This is a genomic window from Curtobacterium sp. VKM Ac-1395 (genome assembly GCF_015350975.1).
Lineage (GTDB): Bacteria > Actinomycetota > Actinomycetes > Actinomycetales > Microbacteriaceae > Curtobacterium.
Genome location: NZ_JADKRX010000001.1, coordinates 57199 through 76347 on the forward strand (window position 1 = coordinate 57199; position 19149 = coordinate 76347).

Genomic DNA, 19149 nt, shown 5'->3' on the forward strand with positions numbered 1-19149 from the left:
CGCGCGGCCGCCTGACCCGTCGCGCGGCCGCCTGACCCGTCGCGCGGCTGCCTGACCGCCTACGCCTCCGGTGCGCGCCAGGTGATCGTCGCGTCGCCCTCGAGGCCCTCGTCGACCGGTGCGGCGCGCAGGTAGCTGACGGCCTCGACGGTGCTGCCCTCGGGTGCGAGGAGGACGGCACAGACGTCGGCCGTGCCGTCGGAGGTGAGGGCCTTGGCGATCGCGGAGCGGTCGAACGGGCAGGCGTCCTGCAGGACGGCGTTCCGGTCGGCCGCGTCGAGCTCGGGTCCGGCCTGCAGCCGGTCGTCGGCGCGGAGCCCCCAGGCGTCGTTGGCCAGGTCACCGACGGCATCCGTGTCGAAGGTGCCCCGTTCGGTCCGGACGGTGAAGTGGGCGAGGTAGGCGTCGTCCCCCTTCGGGTCGAGCCCGAACTGGTCCATCGCCCGGGCGGTCACGCGCTCGACCTTCGTGGCCCGGATGTCGAGCTGGCCGTGGAACGCGGAGCCGTTGAGCTTCGTGGTCACGGAGTCACCGATGTCGTGGCCGCCCTGGGCGCACCCGGCGAGCGTCATGGCGGCGGCGACGGCGAGCGCACCCGCCGTGGTCAGTCGTGCTGCGGTCCCCTGCATGGTCGTCCACCGTAGTCAGCCGGGAGGCCCGGGGCACGTCCTCGACGACGAGCTCGGCTGTCCGTCGGGTTGCGAACCACCGAATTCCTGGATTCGGTCCCCCGAATCCTCTGGCATGCTCGGCAGCATGACCGACATCGTCACCCCGCGCCGCGCCCCCGCCGGCGGTCCGCGGAAGCGTGCGGCCGGCCTGACGCTCCTCGGGCCGGCGTTCGTCGCCGCGATCGCCTACGTCGACCCGGGCAACGTCGCCGCGAACCTCACCGCGGGGGCGCAGTACGGCTACCTGCTGCTCTGGGTCCTCGTCGCCGCGAACGCCAGCGCAGTCGTGGTGCAGTACCTCTCCGCCAAGCTCGGGGTGGTCACAGGCCGGTCGCTGCCGGAGCTGCTCGGGCTGAAGATGCGCCGGACCCCGCGGCTGCTGTTCTGGGCACAGGCCGAGGTGGTGGCCGCCGCGACCGACGTGGCCGAGGTCATCGGTGGAGCACTGGCCCTGCACCTGCTGTTCGGCCTGCCGCTCGTCGCCGGGGGCGTCATCACCGGGGTCGTGTCGATGGCGATCCTCGTGCTGCAGAACCGGCGGGGTGCCCGCACGTTCGAGGTCGTCGTCACGTCGATGCTCGCGATCCTGACCGTCGGCTTCTGCGCGGGACTGCTGTTCGCGCAGGTGTCACCAGGTGAGCTGGTGTCCGGCCTGGTCCCGCGCTTCGAGGGCACGCGGTCGGTGATGCTCGCCGCGTCGATGCTCGGCGCGACGGTGATGCCGCACGCGGTGTACCTGCACTCGGCCCTCGCCCGCGACCGGCACGGCGACACCCCCGCTGGGCCGGAGCGCCGCCGGGTCCTCGTCGCGACGCGGTGGGACGTCGCGTTGGCGCTCATCGTCGCGGGCGGCGTGAACGTCTGCATGCTCGTGCTCGCCGCGGCGACGCTGCCGGGGGTGGAGGACACGGACACGATCCCGGGCGCCCAGGCCGCGATCACCGCCAACGTCGGGCCGGTCGTCGGGGTGCTCTTCGCGGTGGGGCTGCTGGCGTCGGGGCTGGCGTCGACATCGGTCGGGTGCATGGCCGGCGCGGAGATCATGCACGGACTGCTGCACGTGCGGGTCCCGCTGCTCGCCCGGCGCCTGGTGACCCTGGTGCCGGCGCTCGTCCTGCTGGCCGTCGGTGCCGACCCGACGATGCTGCTCGTGGTGAGCCAGGTCGTGCTGAGCTTCGGCATCGCCTTCGCCCTCGTCCCGCTCGTGGTCTACACGTCCAGGCGGAGCGTCATGGGCACCGACGTCAACGCCGCGACCACCCGCGTCGTGGCGTGGGTGATCGCGGCGGTGATCGTCGCGTTGAACGTGGCCCTGGTGGTGCTCACGTTCGTCGGCTGAGCCGGGGGCTACTCGACGACGCGGACGCCCTTCCAGAACGCCACGTAGCCGCTGTAGTCCTTGCCGACGCGGTCGAACGACGACGGGATCGGGGTCGGGTACGACCAGGCGTTGTCCTTGAACGACTGCCCGTCGACGTTCACGGTGTAGTACTGCGTGTCGCCCTTCCACGGGCAGTGGTACTGCGTGTCGGTCTCGGTGAAGAGCTCGGTCTTCACGCTCGACGGCGGGAAGTACCAGTTGCCCTCGATCTTGATGAGGTCGTCCTCGGATGCCTCTGCGATGACGGTGTCGCCGACGACTGCCTTCATGATGTGCTCCTCGTGCCGTGCCCGCGATCCGGTGACCGCTGGCGTGATGGTGGGAACGCTACGCCGCGCCGGTGTGTTCCCCGGGCCGGACGCTCAGGAGCTCCGGCCCCGCGGCGAGCGCCGCGTGCACCCGCTCCGGTCCGAGCTCCCGCGCGGCCTCGGACGCGGACACCAGGTGTCGGACGGCGCGCCGGAGCCCGGTGAACGCGGCGCACGCGGCCGCGGCCTCCGGCGAGCAGTGGTCGATGCCGACCGCCGTCAGCGCGTCCACGACGGCGCCGGCACCGAGCAGGTCCTCGACGGCGAAGCCGGGCGCCTCCGGCACGTCGACGGACTCCCCGGCCGCCTCGGCGGCGTCGTCCCCGACGGGTGTCGGAGCGGTGCCGGCGGCGATCACCGCGACGACGCAGCGGTCGCCCAGTGCGGCCTGGAGGCTCGTCACGCGGTCCGCCACCGTCGTCGCGTTGCCGAGGTGGCCGAGCACCACCTCGGCCCCGGCGGGCACCGCGCGGCGCAGGGCCCGGTGGGTGCCCACGTCATCGGCGCCCGGCGTCGGCAGGACGTCCGTCCACACGACCAGGTGCGCCCCGCTCGCGACCCGACGGGCATCGGCGATGCCCCAGCCGAAGCGGACCTGGTACTGCTGCTGGCCTCGTTCACGCACCTCGTCACGATAACCGCTGTGGAGGACCTGTCCCTTTCCACAGGTGCTGCGCTCTGGAGCCGTTCGTCAGGAGGGCCGCCAGTACGATCGACTCCCATGGAGATCGCCCCCGCACCGACCCTGACCGGTGACCGCGTCACGCTCGAGCCCCTCGGCCCGGAGCACGCGGACGACCTCCGCGCGGCGGTCGGCGACGGGGACCTCTGGCGCACCTGGTACACCGCGATCCCGTCCCCGGCGCAGGTCGACGACGAGATCGAGCGCCGTCTCGCGGAGCAGACCGCGGGCCGGATGGTGCCGTTCGCCGTGCGCGACCGACCCACCGGGCGCGTGGTGGGCTCGACGACCTTCATGGCGATCGACACCGCGAACCGTCGGGTCGAGATCGGGCACACCTTCCTGGCCAGGTCGGCCCAGCGCTCCGGGATCAACACCGAGTCGAAGCTGCTGATGCTCTCGCAGGCGTTCGACGTGTGGCAGTGCATCGCGGTCGAGTTCCGCACGCACTGGCACAACCAGCAGTCCCGCGCCGCGATCGCCCGGCTCGGCGCCAAGCAGGACGGCGTGCTCCGCAACCACCAGATCGGGCGCGACGGCACCCTCCGCGACACCGTGGTCTTCTCGATCACCGCGTCCGAGTGGCCCACCGTCCGGCTGTCCCTCGCCGAGCGTCTCCGGCAGCACGACCGCGCCGAGGGCTCCCGCCGTCGGTCCGCCCGGCACGCCTGACCTGCACGGCACGCCTGACCCACTCGCACGCCTGGCCCGCACGGGCCGGCAGCAGGGCCGCGGCGTACGGTCGGCGTCATGCACGTCGGTCTCCGCCTCGTCCTCGACGCCCCGGTCGCGTCCGTCCGTGACGCCCTGATGGCCCCGGCGGTGATGGTGGGCGTGACCAAGCCGTTCCTGGTCTACCGCTCGCTCGCACCCGAGGGCTTCCCGCGCCGCTGGACCCCTGGGCAGCCGCACCCGATCGCCGCGAGTGCCTTCGGCGTCGTGCCGAGCGGTGCGAGCCACGTGGACATCGACCGCTACGAGGTCGACGGTGTCCCCGTGCAGCGCGACAACGGTGGTGGCACGAGCGGCCTGTTCGCCCGGATGGACATGCGGCACCGGATGGCCGCGACGGAGCTCCCCGACGGGAAGACCCTGTTCGTCGACCGGCTGGACTACCGGATGCGCCCGGCGCTGCTCGGCGCCGCGCTCTGGCCCGGCATGTGGGTCATCTGGCAGTGGCGGGCGATCCGGATGCGGGCGCAGGCGCCGTCCTGGCCGCCGGCCTGAGACCCACGCCACCCGGGGAACGCCGACGGCCTGGGACCGACGTCGGACCAGCCCGGCCACGTGCCGGACAGGACCGGACACGCCGACCGGACCCGGGCCTCCCGTCTGCCCTGGTGCCCGGCAACGCGACGGGCGTAGCCTCGACCCTGTGAGCCAGACGCGCCCCCAGGAGCCGACGACCGACGACCGCGTGCACAGCACGATGGCGACCGTGGACTGGCGGCGCATGACGTTCGACCTGTACCGCCGGGTCCGTGCGACAGCCGACCCGGAGACCGCGCACGCGATGTGGCGCGAGACCCGTGACGCGATGTTCGCCGAGCACCCCGCCAGTCCGCTGCTGGACGAGGACGCCCGCGACTTCGAGGAGCTCCCCGTGCCGGCCTACGACCCGGAGTGGCGCTTCCGGGCCCGCATCGAGACCGCCGAGCCGCAGGTGCTCGACGTCGAGACGGGCACCGACGGCATCGTGCACTTCGACCGTCTCGGCGTGGTCTCCCTGCCCGGCATCGGCACGCTCGACGTCTGGTCGCACGGCGGCTACGCGGGCGGTGTCTTCGTGCCCGTCAAGGACGCCAGTGCCGGCAAGGCGCGCGGCACGTACGGCGGCGGGCGCTACCTGCTCGACACGATCAAGGGCGCCGACCTCGGTGGGGACGACGGCGAGCTCGTGCTCGACTTCAACTTCGCGTACAACCCCTCGTGCGCGTACGACCCGGCCTGGGCGTGCCCGCTCGCGCCCCCCGGCAACACCGTCGCGGTGCCGATCCCCGTCGGCGAGCAGTACGACTTCTAGGAGCTCCGGACATGTCGACGACGAGCCTCGTGGCACTCGACCCCGGCGGCCGCATCCCGCCGTTCGAACAGGTGCGCTCCCAGATCGCGGCGCAGATCACCGCCGGCTACCTGGTCGACGGCCAGCGGCTGCCGAGCGTGCGGTCGCTCGCGGACGACCTCAAGCTCGCGCCCGGCACGGTCGCGAAGGCGTACCAGCTGCTCGAGGAGTCCGGGCTCGTGCAGACCGCACGGGGAGCCGGCACCCGGGTGGTCCGGCCGGCAGCGGTGCCGGACGAGGTCGCCGCGGCGATCCGCGGCGTGGTCACCGAGGCCCGTGCAGCCGGGCTCTCCGCCGACCAGGCGGCAGCGGCGCTCCGGGACGCCTGGCCCGCGTAGGCAGCACGGCCTCACCGTCCCGTCGACTGCTGCTGCGCTCAGCAGTGGTCGAACACGTACGCCGGGTCGCCCTTCGGCACCAGGTCGCGGTCGCGCAGGATCGTCATCGCGGGTCGGTCCCGCATCGCGCACACCGACGACCACGAGGGCTTCAGCGTGTCCGCGTACTCGACGTCGATGACGCGCTTGCCGTAGACGTCCGTGTACGCCGAGCACTCCCGGTACTGCACGCACTCCTCGGCGACCGCGAAGTCGAACCCGGCGGTCCGCTTGCCGGCCGTGCCGAGCTGCGGGGTGTTCTTCTGCGCTGCCGCCATCCCCTCGCGGTGCACCGCCGCGACGAGGGACGTCGCCAGCGCGACGTTGTCCGCCCGCGTCAGCGCGCCCTTCGACCGGGTCCACGAGTCGAGGTTGTCGAACTCGACGGCGTCGAAGCCCCGGTCGGCACAGCGGGTGATCGCCTTCCCGATGACCTTCGTGACCACGGCACGCTTCGCCGCGGTGCGGGTGTCGAGGAGCATCTCGTCCGGCCAGCCCGGGTCGGACACCGGCTTGCCGGCCGCGGTGCGCAGGATCGCGGACGGGTGCTGTTCCTTCCACATGGCAGCGTCGCCGGGCTGCGTCTGGAAGCCGTTGACGTAGCAGATGCCGTAGGTGCCCTTCGCCGGGCGCTCGGTGCTGTCCCGCTCGACGACGGTCACGCCGGCGGGCGGCGCGTAGGCCCCACCCAGCTGGTAGTCCGGCACGCCCGAGGTCGGGAGGTCGCGGTGGCCGTCACCTGCGGCCGTGCCGGTGTCGGCCGCGCAGCCGGCGGTGCCGACCAGGGTGACGAGGAGGACGGCGGGCAGCAGGAGGGAACGGAGGCGCACGACGTCCAGGGTCCCACGGGGGACCTGCTCTTCCGCCGGGTCCCGTCGGAGCGCTACACTGGCTGTACTCGAGGCGCCGATCGCCTCGTGCGTCGTACGGACGCCCCCGAAACCTCCCGGTCGAACTCGACCGATGCGTATCGCGCACCACCGCTCCCCCGGAACCCGTCCGGGTGGGACACCGGTGCCAGGCTCTCTGCTGCGGCGACAGTGCCCGCACCTCCACGTCCTCTCCAGCAGAGGACACGGCCGCTCCCCGAGCGGACGACGGACGCGGACATGCTCCCGCCCGCGCGCCGATCGAGCGCGCACCACGGCCGAAACCGGCCCGAAAGGTCGTCATGACCAACCCCATCGAAGACATCCGTTTCTCCGACCTCGGCGTCCCCGCCCCCATGGTCGACGTGCTCGTCAGCCAGGGCAAGGAGAACGCCTTCCCGATCCAGGCGGACACGCTCCCCGACTCCCTCAAGGGCAAGGACGTGCTCGGCCGCGGTCGCACCGGCTCCGGCAAGACCATCGCGTTCGCGATCCCCCTCGTCGCCCGTCTCGCGGCGAACCCGCAGAAGCGTCGCCCCGGCCGCCCCCGCGCCCTGGTGCTCGCCCCGACCCGTGAGCTCGCGACGCAGATCGACGCCGTGCTCGCCCCCCTCGCCAAGGCGATGGGCCTCACCACCACGACGATCTTCGGCGGCGTCTCGCAGGGCCGTCAGGTCGACGCGCTCCGCAGCGGCGTCGACATCGTCGTCGCCTGCCCGGGCCGCCTCGCCGACCTCATGCAGCAGGGTCACGCCCACCTCGACGCGATCGACGTCACCGTCCTCGACGAGGCCGACCACATGGCCGACATGGGCTTCCTGCCCGGCGTGACGAAGATCATGCAGGCCACGCCCGAGCGCGGGCAGCGCATGCTGTTCTCCGCGACGCTCGACAACGGCGTGGACAAGCTCGTCAAGAAGTTCCTGCACAACCCGGTCATGCACTCCGTCGACGACGAGTCCAGCCCCGTCGAGGCGATGACCCACCACGTGTTCGAGGTCGCCGACGCCGACGGCAAGAAGGACCTCGTCCAGACCCTCGCCTCGGGCACCGGTCGCCGCATCCTCTTCATGCGCACGAAGCACCACGCCAAGCGCCTGGCGAAGCAGCTCTCCTCGCAGGGCATCCCCGCGGTGGACCTGCAGGGCAACCTGTCGCAGGGTGCCCGTGAGCGCAACCTCGCCAAGTTCTCCGCCGGTGAGGCCCTCGTCCTCGTCGCCACCGACGTCGCCGCCCGCGGTGTGCACGTCGACAACGTCGAGCTCGTCGTGCACGTCGACCCGCCGACCGAGCACAAGGCGTACCTGCACCGCTCGGGCCGTACCGCCCGCGCCGGTTCGTCCGGTGACGTCGTCACCGTGGTGATGCCCGCCGAGCGTCGCGACGTCGCACAGATGATGCGCAAGGCCGCGATCTCCGTCGCGCCGCAGCAGGTCACCCCGCGGTCCGCGCCGGTGCTCGAGCTCGTCGGCGAGATCGCCCCGCTCCGTCACGAGGACCCGGCCGCCGTCCAGCAGCAGCAGCCGCAGCGTCGGCAGCAGTCCTCCGCGGGCGCGTCGTCCGCCGGTCGTGGCCGTGGCCGCGGTGGCCGCTCGGGAGGCTCGGCTCCGGCCGCGCAGTCCAGCTCGGCCGGCAACGGCTCGGGTTCGGGTCGTCGCGGTGGCCGTGCCACCGAGGGCTCGTCCGCCTCGTCCGCCGGCTCGACCGGTCAGCGTCGTTCCGGTGGCGCCCCCCGTCGCGCCGGCAGCGACTCGCCCCGCGGCGGGTCCGCCCAGGTCTGGTCCTCCGACGGTGGCTACGCCCCCGGGCGCGCAGCCGGCACCGAGTCCAGCGGCAACCGCCGTGGTGGCTCGCGCCGTGCCTCCCGTCCGGCCGGCACCGGCCGCTGACCCACGCTGAGTCGGGGCGTTCAACCCCCCGCGAAACACCGGTGTTCGGTGGTCGCGCCGCGGATCTCCGCGGCGCGACTGCTGAACACCGGTGTCTTGCGTCGGGGGGGGCGAGTCCAACCTGGGTGGGGACTGCGAACGCATGTCCGCAGAGCGCGTAGGTTCCTGGTCATCGGCGGGCGCGCAAGCGACCACCGGTGGTTTTGTCCGACGACGGAAGGAGCCGCCACATGGCAGGCATCGACGACATCAAGAACGCCGCTGAGAAGGCGGCCGGCAAGGTCAAGGAAGCCGTCGGCAACACGACGGACAACGACCGCCTGAAGGCCGAGGGTCAGACCGACCAGGCCAAGGCCTCGACCAAGCAGGGTGCGACCGACGTCAAGGACGCCGCGCACGGCGTGGCCGACAGCTTCAAGGACAACAAGTAGGACCAAGCCGGTCTCGACAGACCGCGCTGCGAAGCCCCCGGGACCATCGGTCCCGGGGGCTTCGTCGTGCCTGGGGCTAGAGCAGGGCGCCGACCGAGGCGAGCCCGGCGCGCATCAGGGCGCCGCGGCCACCCTCCATCTCCTCGGACACCGCGATCGAAGCGGCCTCCATCGGGCTCATCCACGTCAGCTCGAGGGCGTCCTGCCGCGGCTCGCACGTCCCGGTGACGGGGACGACGTACGCCAGGGAGATCGCGTGCTGGCGCTCGTCGGTGTAGACCGAGGCACCGGGGAGCGGGAAGTACTCCGCCACGGTGAACGGCGCCGGGTTCGACGGCAGCTGCGGGAACGCCATCGGCCCGAGGTCCTTCTCGAGGTGCCGGAACAGCGCCGTGCGGATCGACTCGCCGAACATGACGCGACCGGACACGAGCGTGCGGGCGATCGACCCGCTCGGGGCCACGCGGAGCAGCACGCCGACCTCGGTCACGACGCCGAGTCCGTCGGTGCGGACGGGGATGGCTTCGACGTAGCAGATCGGCAGGCGACGGCGGACCATCGCGAGCTCCTCGTCGGACAGCCAGCCGGAGTCAGGATCGGGATCGGGGGTGCGCGTCGAGGCCATGCTCCGTGTCTACCAGGCGGCGGGGCGAAGCAGGTGGAAGGGCGCGGGGTCGTGGAGGGACACCGGGTGCGCGTCGCTACTGTCGGCTGCATGATCGACCCCGACCTCGTCCAGTGGACCCGCCCGACCGGTGACCGCGCCGGCACACCCCTGCTCGTCGCGCTGCACGGCGTCGGCTCCGACGAGCACGACCTGCTCGCGCTCGCGCCGGCCCTGCCGCCCGCGTGGACGATCGCCTCGCTGCGGGCGCCGCTGCCGTGGGGCGGCGGACACAGCTGGTACCCGCTCGGCACGCCGGGGTCGCCGGAGCTCGGACCCGTCGACGCGGCGGTCGAGGAGGTCCTCGGCTGGGTCGACGGCGTCGCGGCCGACCACCCGCGCATCGGGCTGCTCGGCTTCTCGCAGGGCGGGTCGATGGCGCTGCAGCTCCTGCGCGCCCGGCCGGCGGGCTTCGCGTTCGCGGTGTCGCTGTCGGGCTTCGTCGTGCCGGGCGTCACCGACTCCCGGGACGAGGCGGTCGCGGCCGTCCGGCCCCGCGTGTTCCTCGGTCACGGTGACCTCGACCCGGTGATCCCCGGTGACGCCACCGCGCGCACCGCGGTGTGGGCAGCGGAGCACACGGACGTGACCGTCCGTGCCTACGAGGGGCTGCCACACGCGGTGTCGGCCGCGGAGCTGGCCGACGTTTCCGCCTTCATCGGCGGCTGACGGCGTCGCCGCCACGTGACAGACGGGAGGCTCCCCACCAGCTGGTGGGGAGCCTCCCGTCCGTCGTGTGGCACGGCTCAGTCGGCGAGGATCTGCAGGAGGTCCTTGCGGAGCTGGTCGACCTTGGCCGCGGCGGCCTTGACCTGCTCGTCGGTCGCACTGGTGCGGTACATGTGCAGGACGCCCATGGTCTTGCGGAGCGCCTCGACGAACTCGCGCTGCGAGTCGGGCATGCCGGGCGTGGACTCCCACGCGGCGGCGATCTCGTCGGCCTTGGCCGCTGCCTCGGCCCGGCCGGCGTCGGTGAGCTCGAAGAGCGTCTTGCGACCGTCGCCGGTCGAGACGACGAGGTCCTCGTCGACGAGCTGCTGGAGCGTCGGGTAGACCGAGCCGGGGCTCGGCTTCCAGGCGCCACCGGTGCGCTCGGCGATCGTCTTGATCACGGCGTAGCCGTTCTGGGGGCCCTCGGCCAGCAGGCCGAGGATGGCGAGGCGGACGTCGCCGCGGCGGCGGCGCTCCCGGCCGAAGCCGGGACCGCCGAACCCGGGACCGAAGCCCATGCCGGGCCCGAAGCCGCCGCGGCCGCCGAAGCCCGTCGGGCCGGGCCCGAAGCCACCGCGCCCGCCGTGCTCGCCGCGGTCGCGGCCGGGGAAGCCGACGCCGTGGTGCGCGCGCCCGCCGCCGAAGCGGGGGCCGCGCGGTCCGGAGCCACGCTGGTCGTGGCGGTGGTCGTGCATGTTCTCGTGGTCGTCCATGGGGTGCATGGTGACTCCTCTCGAGGGTCGTGACGGAAGTGGGCTCGCGATCCGTTCCGAACTGTTCCGGCACTGTCGCGATGTAGTAACGATAGATCGGTACCTATCGCTCTGTCAAGCGTCTGGTCTGTCTGGTGCTCGTCGGCTCCTTGTCGGGGTCTTGTCGGTGGCGGCGGGCAGGATGGGACGGACCATGACGGACGTCCTCGAGCGCTTCTCCCCCGCCACCGCTGCGTGGTTCCGCGGTGCGTTCAGCGCACCGACCGCGGCACAGTCCGGTGCGTGGGACGCCATCTCGACCGGCCGGCACGCGCTCGTCGTCGCCCCGACCGGCTCCGGCAAGACGCTCGCATCGTTCCTGTGGTCGATCGACCGCCTCATCAGCTCCACGGACCACCCCGAGCCGAAGCAGCGCACGCGGGTGCTCTACATCTCGCCGCTGAAGGCCCTCGGCGTCGACGTCGAGCGGAACCTCCGCAGCCCGCTCGTCGGCATCACGCAGACGGCTCGCCGGCTCGGACTCGAACCGCCGGACGTCACGGTCGGCGTCCGGAGCGGTGACACCCCGTCGTCCGACCGACAGAAGCTGCTGCGGCTGCCGCCGGACATCCTCATCACCACGCCCGAGTCGCTCTACCTGATGCTGACGTCGAAGGCGCGGGAGACCCTGCTGAACGTCGACACCGTCATCGTCGACGAGGTCCACGCCGTCGCGTCCTCCAAGCGCGGGGCGCACCTGGCCGTCTCGCTCGAACGGCTCGACGACCTGCTCGACAAGCCGGTGCAGCGCATCGGGCTGTCCGCCACCGTTCGTCCGGCGGAAGAGGTCGCCCGGTTCCTCGGCGGCCGCGCTCCGGTCGAGATCATCGCCCCGCCGGCACAGAAGACCTTCGACCTGCGTGTGGTCGTGCCGGTCGACGACATGTCCGAGCTCGGGTCGCCGCCCGTCGGCTCGGACTCCTCGGACGCGCCGTCGAACGGGTCGATCTGGCCCCACGTGGAAGAACGCGTGGTCGACCTGATCGAGGAGCACCGGTCGACGATCGTGTTCGCGAACTCGCGGCGGTTGGCCGAGCGCTTGACCGCCCGGCTGAACGAGATCCACGAGGAACGCGTGGTGGCCGCCGCGGGTGACGGCGTCCTGGTCCCCGCCGGGGCGTCACCCGACGACGTCGGGCTGCCGGGTGGGCGGGCGCAGTCACCGGGGCGGGCATCGGCCCACGCCCCCGTGCCGCAGCAGACCCGGCCGCCAGCGGAGATGATCGGCTCGTCCGGCCAGACCGCCGGCGCCGTGCCCGTCCTCGCCAGGGCCCACCACGGCTCCGTGTCCAAGGACCAGCGCGCCATCATCGAGGACGACCTGAAGTCGGGCCGCCTGCGGTGCGTGGTCGCGACGAGTTCGCTCGAGCTCGGCATCGACATGGGCGAGGTCGACCTGGTCGTGCAGGTCGAGGCCCCGCCGTCGGTCGCCAGCGGCCTGCAGCGCGTCGGCCGCGCCGGGCACCAGGTCGGGGAGATCTCCCGAGGAGTCCTCTTCCCGAAGCACCGCGCCGACCTCGTGCACAGCGCCGTCACGGTCGAGCGCATGGTGTCCGGGCAGATCGAGTCGATCTCGGTGCCCGCGAACCCCCTCGACGTCCTGGCGCAGCACACCGTCGCCGCCGGTGCCGTCGACACCCTCGACGTCGAGCACTGGTTCGAGCTCGTGCGCCGCAGTGCGCCGTTCAGCGGCCTGCCCCGCTCGGCGTTCGACGCCACGCTCGACCTGATCACCGGGCGGTACCCGAGCGACGAGTTCGCCGAGCTCCGTCCGCGCCTGGTCTGGGACCGCGTCCACGGCACGCTCACCGGACGTCCCGGTGCACAACGCCTGGCCGTGACGAGCGGTGGCACGATCCCCGACCGCGGCATGTTCGGCGTGTTCATGGTCGGCGAACGGGCGTCCCGCGTCGGCGAGCTCGACGAGGAGATGGTCTACGAGTCCCGCGTGGGCGACGTCTTCGCGCTCGGTGCCACCAGCTGGCGCATCGAGGAGATCACGCACGACCGCGTCATCGTCAGCCCGGCGTTCGGGCAGCCCGGCCGGGTGCCGTTCTGGAAGGGCGACGGCATCGGGCGTCCCGCCGAGCTCGGGCGCGCGACCGGCGCCTACATCAGGGAGGTCGAGTCCGCCTCCGACGCCGATGCCCGTGCCCGGGTCTCCGCCGGCGGGCTCGACGAGCGTGCCGTGACGAACCTGCTGACCTTCCTGCGCGAGCAGCGGGCAGCCACCGGACACGTGCCGAACGACACCACGCTCGTGGTCGAGCGCTTCCGCGACGAGCTCGGCGACTGGCGCCTGATCCTGCACTCCCCGTACGGCATGCAGGTCCACGCGCCGTGGGCCCTCGCCGTGGCCGCACGACTCCGCGAACGGCATGGCATCGACGGCGACGCGATGGCCGCGGACGACGGCATCGTGGTGCGCATCCCCGAGACCGACGCCGAACCCCCTGGGGCCGACCTGTTCGTCTTCGAGCGGGACGACCTCGAGGCCGTGGTCACGGACGAGGTCGGCGGGTCGGCGCTGTTCGCCGCCCGGTTCCGTGAGTGCGCCGCCCGCGCGCTGCTGCTCCCCCGCCGCGACCCCGGCCGACGCTCCCCGCTGTGGCAGCAGCGGCAGCGGGCGTCCCAGCTGCTCGAGGTCGCCCAGAAGTACCCGACCTTCCCGATCGTGCTCGAGACCGTGCGCGAGGTCCTGCAGGACGTCTACGACGTGCCGGCGCTGCTCGGCATCGCGGACGAGATCGCCCGGCGCGGCATCCGGCTCGTCGAGAGCGAGACCGCGACGCCGTCCCCCTTCGCCCGCTCGCTGCTGTTCGGGTACGTCGCCGCCTTCATGTACGAGGGCGACTCCCCGCTGGCCGAGCGCCGGGCCGCGGCGCTCTCGCTCGACTCGACGCTCCTCAGCGAGCTGCTCGGTCGCGCGGAGCTCCGTGAACTGCTCGACCCGGCCGTGATCGCGTCGACCGAGCAGGACCTGCAGCGACTCTCGCCGGACCGCCGCGCACGGGACACCGAAGGCCTGGTCGACGTCCTGCGCCTGGTCGGTGCGATCGACCTCGACGAGGCGGTCGACCGGAGCTGGCTCGCCACCGACTCCGATCGTCCGGCGGCTCGGGACACCCTCCGCACCACGCTCGAGGCACTCGAACGCGACCGCCGGGTCCTGTCGTTCTCCCACGCCGGAGCCACCCGCTGGGCCGTGATCGAGGACGCCGCCCGGCTCCGCGACGCCCTCGGGGTCCCGCTGCCGATCGGCGTCCCCACCGCGTTCATCGAGCCCGTCGCCGACCCGCTCGGCGACCTGGTCGGCCGCTACGCCCGGTCGCACGGGCCGTTCGCCGCGCAGGACGCCGCCTCGCGCCTCGGGCTCGGCATCGCCGTCGTGCAGGACACCCTGCGTCGTCTGGTCGCCGACCGTCGCCTGGTCGAGGGCGAGTTCCGCCCGGACCGCCAGGGCGCCGAGTGGTGCGACGCCGAGGTGCTGCGACGGATCCGCACGCGGTCGCTCGCAGCGCTCCGACACGAGGTCGAACCGGTCTCCTCGGACACCCTCGCCCGGTTCCTGCCCGCGTGGCAGCACGTCCGGACGCCCGGCACCCGCGGTGGTCTGCACGGGATCGACGGCGTGCTCCAGGTCATCGACCAGCTCGCCGGGGTCGCCCTGCCCGCCAGCGCGTGGGAGTCGCTCGTCCTGCCTGTCCGGGTGTCCGACTACGCGCCGAGCATGCTCGACGAGCTCACCGCCACCGGCGAGGTCCTGTGGTCCGGGGGTGGCACGCTGCCCGGCAACGACGGCTGGGTCCGGCTGCACCTGGCCGACACCGCCGCGACGACGCTCGCCGAGCCCTCGGGCGACGAGACCACCGAGCTGCAGCGCGACGTGCTCGGCGCCCTGGCCGGTGGCGGCGCGTACTTCTTCCGGCAGCTCGGGCAGGCCGTCGGCAGCACCGACGACCAGGCCCTGACGACGGCGCTCTGGGACCTGGTCTGGGGCGGACAGATCACGAACGACACCTTTGCGCCGCTGCGGGCGATGCTCGGCGGACGCGCCAAGAGCACCACCGCGCCGCGCACCCGGGCCTACCGCGGACGTCGTCGTCCGACCCTGCCGACGCAGTCCGGACCGCCGAGCGTGGGCGGCCGCTGGTCGTTGCTGCCGCTCGCCGAGGCCGACGCCACCGTGCGTGCGGCAGCCACGGCGGAGCAGCTGCTCGAGCGGTACGGCGTGGTCACCCGCGGCGCCGTGCAGGTCGAGGGCGTCCGGGGCGGCTTCGCCGGCGTGTACCGGGTCCTGGCACGGTTCGAGGAGTCGGGTCGAGCGCGCCGCGGGTACTTCATCGAGGGGCTCGGAGCGGCGCAGTTCGCGACCAGCCCCACGATCGACCGCCTGCGCACCTACGCCAGGGACCTCGACGAGGACGAGCGGGCGAACCCCGACCGGGTGCGTGAGGTCATCACCCTGGCGGCGACCGACCCGGCGAACCCGTACGGGGCGTCGCTGCCGTGGCCGACGGACGGGGACACGGCGGACCCCGACGGCACCGAGCCTGCCGCCGGTGCCGCCGTCGCCGTTCCTCGCGCTTCCGCTGAACCGGTCGCGAAGACGGCGCGCGGGCACCGACCCGGGCGGAAGGCCGGTGCGCTCGTGGTGCTCGTCGACGGCGAACTCGGCGTCTACGTCGAGCGCGGCGGCAAGTCGGTGCTGACGTTCACCGAGGACCCGGCCGACCTCACCGCGGCCGCGACCTCCATCGCCACGACCGTCCGGACCGGGCTCGGCAAGCTCTCGGTCGAACGGGTCAACGGCGTCTTCGTGCTGGAGTCCCCGTTCGGTGACGCCCTGCGCGCTGCCGGCTTCACCGCGACACCCCAGGGGGTGCGACTCCGTGCCTGAGGGCGACACCGTCTACCGCGCCGCGCACCGCCTGCACACGGCGCTGGCCGGCAAGGTCCTGACGCGCAGCGACTTCCGCGTGCCGGCGTTCGCCACGCTCGACCTGGTCGGCCGCACCGTGGACGAGGTCGTCCCCCGGGGCAAGCACATCCTGCACCGGATCGGCGACCTGACCGTGCACTCCCACCTGAAGATGGAGGGCCGCTGGGACGTCTACGCGCCGGGCGACCGCTGGCGCCGCCCGGCCCACCAGGCCCGGGCCGTGCTCGACGCCGAGGACGTCTCGACCGTCGGCTTCACCCTCGGGGTGCTCGAGGTCGTGGCACGCGACCAGGAGTCCGAGATCGTCGGGCACCTCGGACCGGACCTGCTCGGGCCCGACTGGGACCCCGCCGTCGCCGAGGCGAACCTGGTCGCCGATCCCGCACGACCGATCGGTCTCGCGCTGCTGGACCAGCGGGTGTTCGCCGGCCTCGGCAACGTCTACCGGAACGAGCTCTGCTTCCTCCGTGGCGTCCTGCCCACCCGCCCGGCCGGAGAGGTCGAGGACCCGACGCGGATGATCGCCCTGGCGCACCGGCTCATCCTGACGAACCGCGACCGCAGCGCCCGCGTGACGACGGGCGTCGACCGGCCCGGCCGCCGCTTCTGGGTCTACGGTCGGGACCGCAAGCCCTGCCTTCGCTGTCGGACGCCCATCCGCCGAGGTGAGCTCGGCGAGTCCGACCTGTCGCTCCGCGACACCTACTGGTGCCCGCGCTGCCAGTCCTGACGGTTCCGTCGACTCCGGCCGGGATCAGACGGCGGCGGGCCGGTCCGCGACGGGACGACGACGGAGCTCCGCCCGCCTGATCACCGGCGGCTCGTACTGCTGGTCGAGCCGCCCGACATCGGTGCCCGGCGGGACGATGGCGTCGATGCGGTCGAGCACCTCGTCGGAGAGCACGACGTCGGCACCGGCGAGCAGGTCGTCGAGCTGCTCCATCGACCGCGGGCCGATCAGTGCGCTCGTGACGCCCGGGTGGGCGATCGCGAACGCCAGGGCCAGGTGGGTCATCCGGATGCCGGTCTCCTCGGACAACGCCACGATCTGCTCGACGGCGTCGATGCGCCGCTCGTCCTGGTTGTGGCGGAACATGCCGACGCGCGCCAGGTCGCTGTCCTGGCCCTTCCGGAACCGCCCGGTCAGCATCCCACCGGCGAGCGGGCTCCACACGAGCGTGCCCATGCCGTGGCGCTGGGCGACCGGCAGGACCTCGCGCTCGATGCCGCGGTTGAGGATCGAGTAGGTCGGCTGCTCCGTGCGGAAGCGCTCCAGGCCCCGGCGTTCCGACGTCCACTGTGCCTCGACCTGCATCGCCGCGGGGAAGTCCGACGTGCCGATCATCCGCACCTTGCCGCTCCGGACCAGGTCGGTGAGGGCGGACAGCGTCTCCTCGAGGTCGACCGTGTCGTCCGGTCGGTGCGCTTGGTACAGGTCGATGTGGTCCGTCTGGAGTCGGCGCAGGGAGTCCTCGACGGCACGCATGATCCACCGGCGCGAGTTGCCCTGCCGGTTCGGGTCGTCGCCCATCGCCCCGTTGAACTTCGTGGCGAGGACGACGTCGTCGCGCCGGCCCTTGAGTGCCTTGCCGAGGAGCTCCTCCGACCCGCCCTGTGAGTAGCGGTCAGCGGTGTCGATGAGGTTGATGCCGGCGTCGAGCGCGCGGTGCACGATGCGGATCGAGTCCTGTTCGTCGCCGTTGCCGATGCGGCCGTCGGTGCCGAGCATCATGGCTCCGAGGGCGAAGGGACTGACCTGGACACCGGTCGTGCCGAGGGTGCGGTACTGCATGGGTTCCTCCTGTCGATGGCGTCCCGAGTCGCCGTGCCGTATCGTGGGCCGAACTGGAACGTCCTTCCGGAACTATACGGAACGCTGTTCCGTTTGTGCAAGACCCCGTTGTCCGACCCGTCGACCAGGAGCCCCATGCGCGCCGACGCCCGCCGCAACCTCGACGCCCTGACCGACGCCGCGAAGGCCGTGTTCGCCAGCGACGGTGTCGATGCCCCCGCGAAGGTGATCGCCGATCGCGCCGGTGTCGGTGTCGGCACGCTCTACCGACACTTCCCGCAGCGCTCCGACCTGGTGGTGGCGGTCTTCCGGAACGCGGTCGAGGCCTGTGCCGATGCGGCCGACGACCTGGCCGCTGCCCATGCACCCGACGCGGCCCTCGCGCTGTGGCTCCAGCGCTTCACCGAGTTCGTCGCGACGAAGCGGGGCCTCGCCGCCGCACTGCACTCCGGCGACCCCGCGTTCGAGGCGCTGCCCGCCTACTTCATCGGCCGACTGGGTGACGCCCTGACGCGGCTGCTCGACGCCGCTGCGGCCGCCGGCACCATCAGCGCCGACGTCGACGCCCCGCAGCTCCTCCGCGCCGTCGGGGACCTGTGCCACGGCTCGCCCAGCCCGGAGCAGAGCCAGCGCATGGTCGCCCTGCTCGTGGACGGCCTGCGCTACCGCGCCACCGCCTGACGTCCGCCGGACACCGGCGGGTGCAGCCGCTCGGCCGCGGTCGCCCGCACCGCGTCGGTCACCCGTTCGAGCAGCGGGGACGCCAGGTTCCACCGCTGCCACCACAGCGCGACGTCGGCCCGACGCCCGGGCGTGAGCTCGACCAGGGCGCCCCGCTCCAGGGCGTCCAGGCACTGGGCCTCCGGCAGGAGCCCCCACCCGAAGCCGAGCGTCACCGCGCGGGCGAAGTCCGCCGACGTCGGGACGAAGTGTCGAGGACCCCGGGGAGCGTGCCCGACGACCCGGCGCAGGAAGCCCTGCTGCAGGTCGTCGTCGTGGTCGTAGTCCACGAGCGGCACCCGGTCGAGGCGCTGCAGCATCCGCCGCTCGGAGTCGGCGCCGTCGAGGTACCGGTCGACGAACGCGGGCGAGGCCACCGCCCGGTAGCGGTCGACGCCGAGCGGCACCGACGAGCAGCCCTGCACGGGGTCGGACTCCGCCGTGACCGCCGCCATCACCGTGCCGGAGCGCAGGAGCTCGGCCGTGCGGTCCTGGTCCTCGCGGTGCAGGTCGAAGACCACCTCGGTGTCACGACGGACGATCGCCAGGGCGTCGAGGAACCACGTGCCGAGCGAGTCGGCGTTCACCGCGAGCGGGATCGACGGGACGCGGTCACCGTCGTCCGTCGCCGCTCCGCCGAGATCACGTGCCGTCTCCTCGTCGAGCAGGCGGACCTGCCGGGCGTGCCGCAGCACGACGGCTCCGTCGGGCGTCGGCACGATCGGCGTCGTCCGCTGCAGCAGCACTCGTCCGACGAGCTGCTCCATCGCCTTGACCCGCTGCGAGACCGCCGACGGGGTGATCGACAGCGCGCGAGCCGCGGCGTCGAACGTCCCGAGGTCGACGGCCGTCAGGAGCGTCTCGAGGTGTTCGCGCTGGAAGCGGAGCATGAGCAGAG

At 73.0% G+C, this 19149-nt stretch carries 19 protein-coding genes; 11 read left to right on the plus strand and 8 right to left on the minus strand.

Annotation, left to right across the window (positions count from 1 at the left end):
• Positions 1-59 precede the first annotated feature (59 nt).
• Positions 60-629: a hypothetical protein gene (locus ITJ68_RS00320; protein ID WP_194659386.1), complete on the minus strand. Its 570-nt coding sequence runs from the start codon at positions 627-629 to the stop codon at positions 60-62.
• A gap of 127 nt (positions 630-756) precedes the next feature.
• Here ITJ68_RS00320 and ITJ68_RS00325 point away from each other — a divergent pair, with 127 nt between their 5' ends.
• A complete protein-coding gene (locus ITJ68_RS00325; protein ID WP_194659387.1) occupies positions 757-2010 on the plus strand; it encodes an Nramp family divalent metal transporter in 1254 nt (417 codons plus the stop codon).
• Positions 2011-2018: 8 nt separating this feature from the next.
• Here ITJ68_RS00325 and ITJ68_RS00330 read toward each other — a convergent pair whose 3' ends face one another.
• Both ITJ68_RS00330 and ITJ68_RS00335 read right to left on the minus strand, forming a co-directional pair.
• Positions 2019-2321 carry a DUF427 domain-containing protein gene (locus ITJ68_RS00330; protein ID WP_194659388.1) on the minus strand — a complete coding sequence of 101 codons (303 nt, stop codon included), beginning with the start codon at positions 2319-2321 and terminating at the stop codon, positions 2019-2021.
• A gap of 58 nt (positions 2322-2379) precedes the next feature.
• Positions 2380-2985, minus strand: a complete 606-nt coding sequence (locus ITJ68_RS00335) for a hypothetical protein (protein ID WP_194659389.1) — start codon at positions 2983-2985, stop codon at positions 2380-2382.
• Positions 2986-3081: 96 nt separating this feature from the next.
• Between ITJ68_RS00335 and ITJ68_RS00340 the strand changes: the two genes are divergently transcribed.
• The 4 genes from ITJ68_RS00340 to ITJ68_RS00355 all read left to right on the plus strand — a co-directional run bounded on the left by ITJ68_RS00340 (position 3082) and on the right by ITJ68_RS00355 (position 5442).
• The gene (locus tag ITJ68_RS00340; protein ID WP_194659390.1) at positions 3082-3714 is read left to right on the plus strand and encodes a GNAT family N-acetyltransferase; all 633 of its coding nucleotides are present in this window, start codon (positions 3082-3084) and stop codon (positions 3712-3714) included.
• A gap of 78 nt (positions 3715-3792) precedes the next feature.
• Positions 3793-4269, plus strand: a complete 477-nt coding sequence (locus ITJ68_RS00345) for a hypothetical protein (protein WP_194659391.1) — start codon at positions 3793-3795, stop codon at positions 4267-4269.
• Positions 4270-4495: 226 nt separating this feature from the next.
• The gene (locus ITJ68_RS00350; RefSeq protein WP_194660134.1) at positions 4496-5065 is read left to right on the plus strand and encodes a DUF1684 domain-containing protein; all 570 of its coding nucleotides are present in this window, start codon (positions 4496-4498) and stop codon (positions 5063-5065) included.
• 11 nt (positions 5066-5076) lie between these two features.
• On the plus strand, positions 5077-5442 hold the full coding sequence (locus ITJ68_RS00355; RefSeq protein WP_194659392.1) for a GntR family transcriptional regulator: 366 nt from the start codon (positions 5077-5079) through the stop codon (positions 5440-5442).
• 38 nt (positions 5443-5480) lie between these two features.
• On the opposite strand, the gene ITJ68_RS00360 is transcribed toward ITJ68_RS00355, so the two are convergent.
• Positions 5481-6311: an endo alpha-1,4 polygalactosaminidase gene (locus ITJ68_RS00360; protein WP_194659393.1), complete on the minus strand. Its 831-nt coding sequence runs from the start codon at positions 6309-6311 to the stop codon at positions 5481-5483.
• Positions 6312-6652: 341 nt separating this feature from the next.
• Here ITJ68_RS00360 and ITJ68_RS00365 point away from each other — a divergent pair, with 341 nt between their 5' ends.
• Positions 6653-8239 carry a DEAD/DEAH box helicase gene (locus tag ITJ68_RS00365; protein WP_194659394.1) on the plus strand — a complete coding sequence of 529 codons (1587 nt, stop codon included), beginning with the start codon at positions 6653-6655 and terminating at the stop codon, positions 8237-8239.
• A gap of 230 nt (positions 8240-8469) precedes the next feature.
• Positions 8470-8670, plus strand: a complete 201-nt coding sequence (locus ITJ68_RS00370) for a CsbD family protein (protein WP_194659395.1) — start codon at positions 8470-8472, stop codon at positions 8668-8670.
• Between the two features lie 76 nt (positions 8671-8746).
• Here the strand turns inward: ITJ68_RS00370 and ITJ68_RS00375 are convergent, their stop codons facing one another.
• Entirely contained in the window at positions 8747-9295 is a 549-nt protein-coding gene (locus ITJ68_RS00375; protein WP_071276854.1) for an NUDIX hydrolase family protein, read from the minus strand.
• Positions 9296-9385: 90 nt separating this feature from the next.
• Here ITJ68_RS00375 and ITJ68_RS00380 point away from each other — a divergent pair, with 90 nt between their 5' ends.
• Complete coding sequence (locus ITJ68_RS00380) at positions 9386-10003, plus strand: alpha/beta hydrolase (RefSeq protein ID WP_194659396.1); 618 nt, start codon at positions 9386-9388, stop codon at positions 10001-10003.
• 77 nt (positions 10004-10080) lie between these two features.
• Here the strand turns inward: ITJ68_RS00380 and ITJ68_RS00385 are convergent, their stop codons facing one another.
• A complete protein-coding gene (locus tag ITJ68_RS00385) occupies positions 10081-10758 on the minus strand; it encodes a PadR family transcriptional regulator (protein WP_194660135.1) in 678 nt (225 codons plus the stop codon).
• Between the two features lie 193 nt (positions 10759-10951).
• Between ITJ68_RS00385 and ITJ68_RS00390 the strand changes: the two genes are divergently transcribed.
• Both ITJ68_RS00390 and ITJ68_RS00395 read left to right on the plus strand, forming a co-directional pair.
• Positions 10952-15697 (plus strand): ATP-dependent helicase, encoded by a 4746-nt coding sequence (locus ITJ68_RS00390; protein WP_194659397.1) that lies wholly within the window; start codon positions 10952-10954, stop codon positions 15695-15697.
• Positions 15690-16469: an Fpg/Nei family DNA glycosylase gene (locus tag ITJ68_RS00395; RefSeq protein ID WP_194659398.1), complete on the plus strand. Its 780-nt coding sequence runs from the start codon at positions 15690-15692 to the stop codon at positions 16467-16469. The genes ITJ68_RS00390 and ITJ68_RS00395 overlap by 8 nt, the downstream gene beginning before the upstream one ends.
• Before the next feature lie 24 nt (positions 16470-16493).
• On the opposite strand, the gene ITJ68_RS00400 is transcribed toward ITJ68_RS00395, so the two are convergent.
• On the minus strand, positions 16494-17531 hold the full coding sequence (locus ITJ68_RS00400; protein ID WP_194659399.1) for an aldo/keto reductase: 1038 nt from the start codon (positions 17529-17531) through the stop codon (positions 16494-16496).
• 135 nt (positions 17532-17666) lie between these two features.
• Between ITJ68_RS00400 and ITJ68_RS00405 the strand changes: the two genes are divergently transcribed.
• Complete coding sequence (locus ITJ68_RS00405; RefSeq protein WP_194659400.1) at positions 17667-18212, plus strand: TetR/AcrR family transcriptional regulator; 546 nt, start codon at positions 17667-17669, stop codon at positions 18210-18212.
• Here the strand turns inward: ITJ68_RS00405 and ITJ68_RS00410 are convergent.
• Positions 18194-19141 (minus strand): LysR family transcriptional regulator ArgP, encoded by a 948-nt coding sequence (locus ITJ68_RS00410; protein ID WP_194659401.1) that lies wholly within the window; start codon positions 19139-19141, stop codon positions 18194-18196. The two genes, ITJ68_RS00405 and ITJ68_RS00410, sit on opposite strands and share 19 nt — an antisense overlap.
• Between the last annotated feature and the right edge of the window lie 8 nt (positions 19142-19149).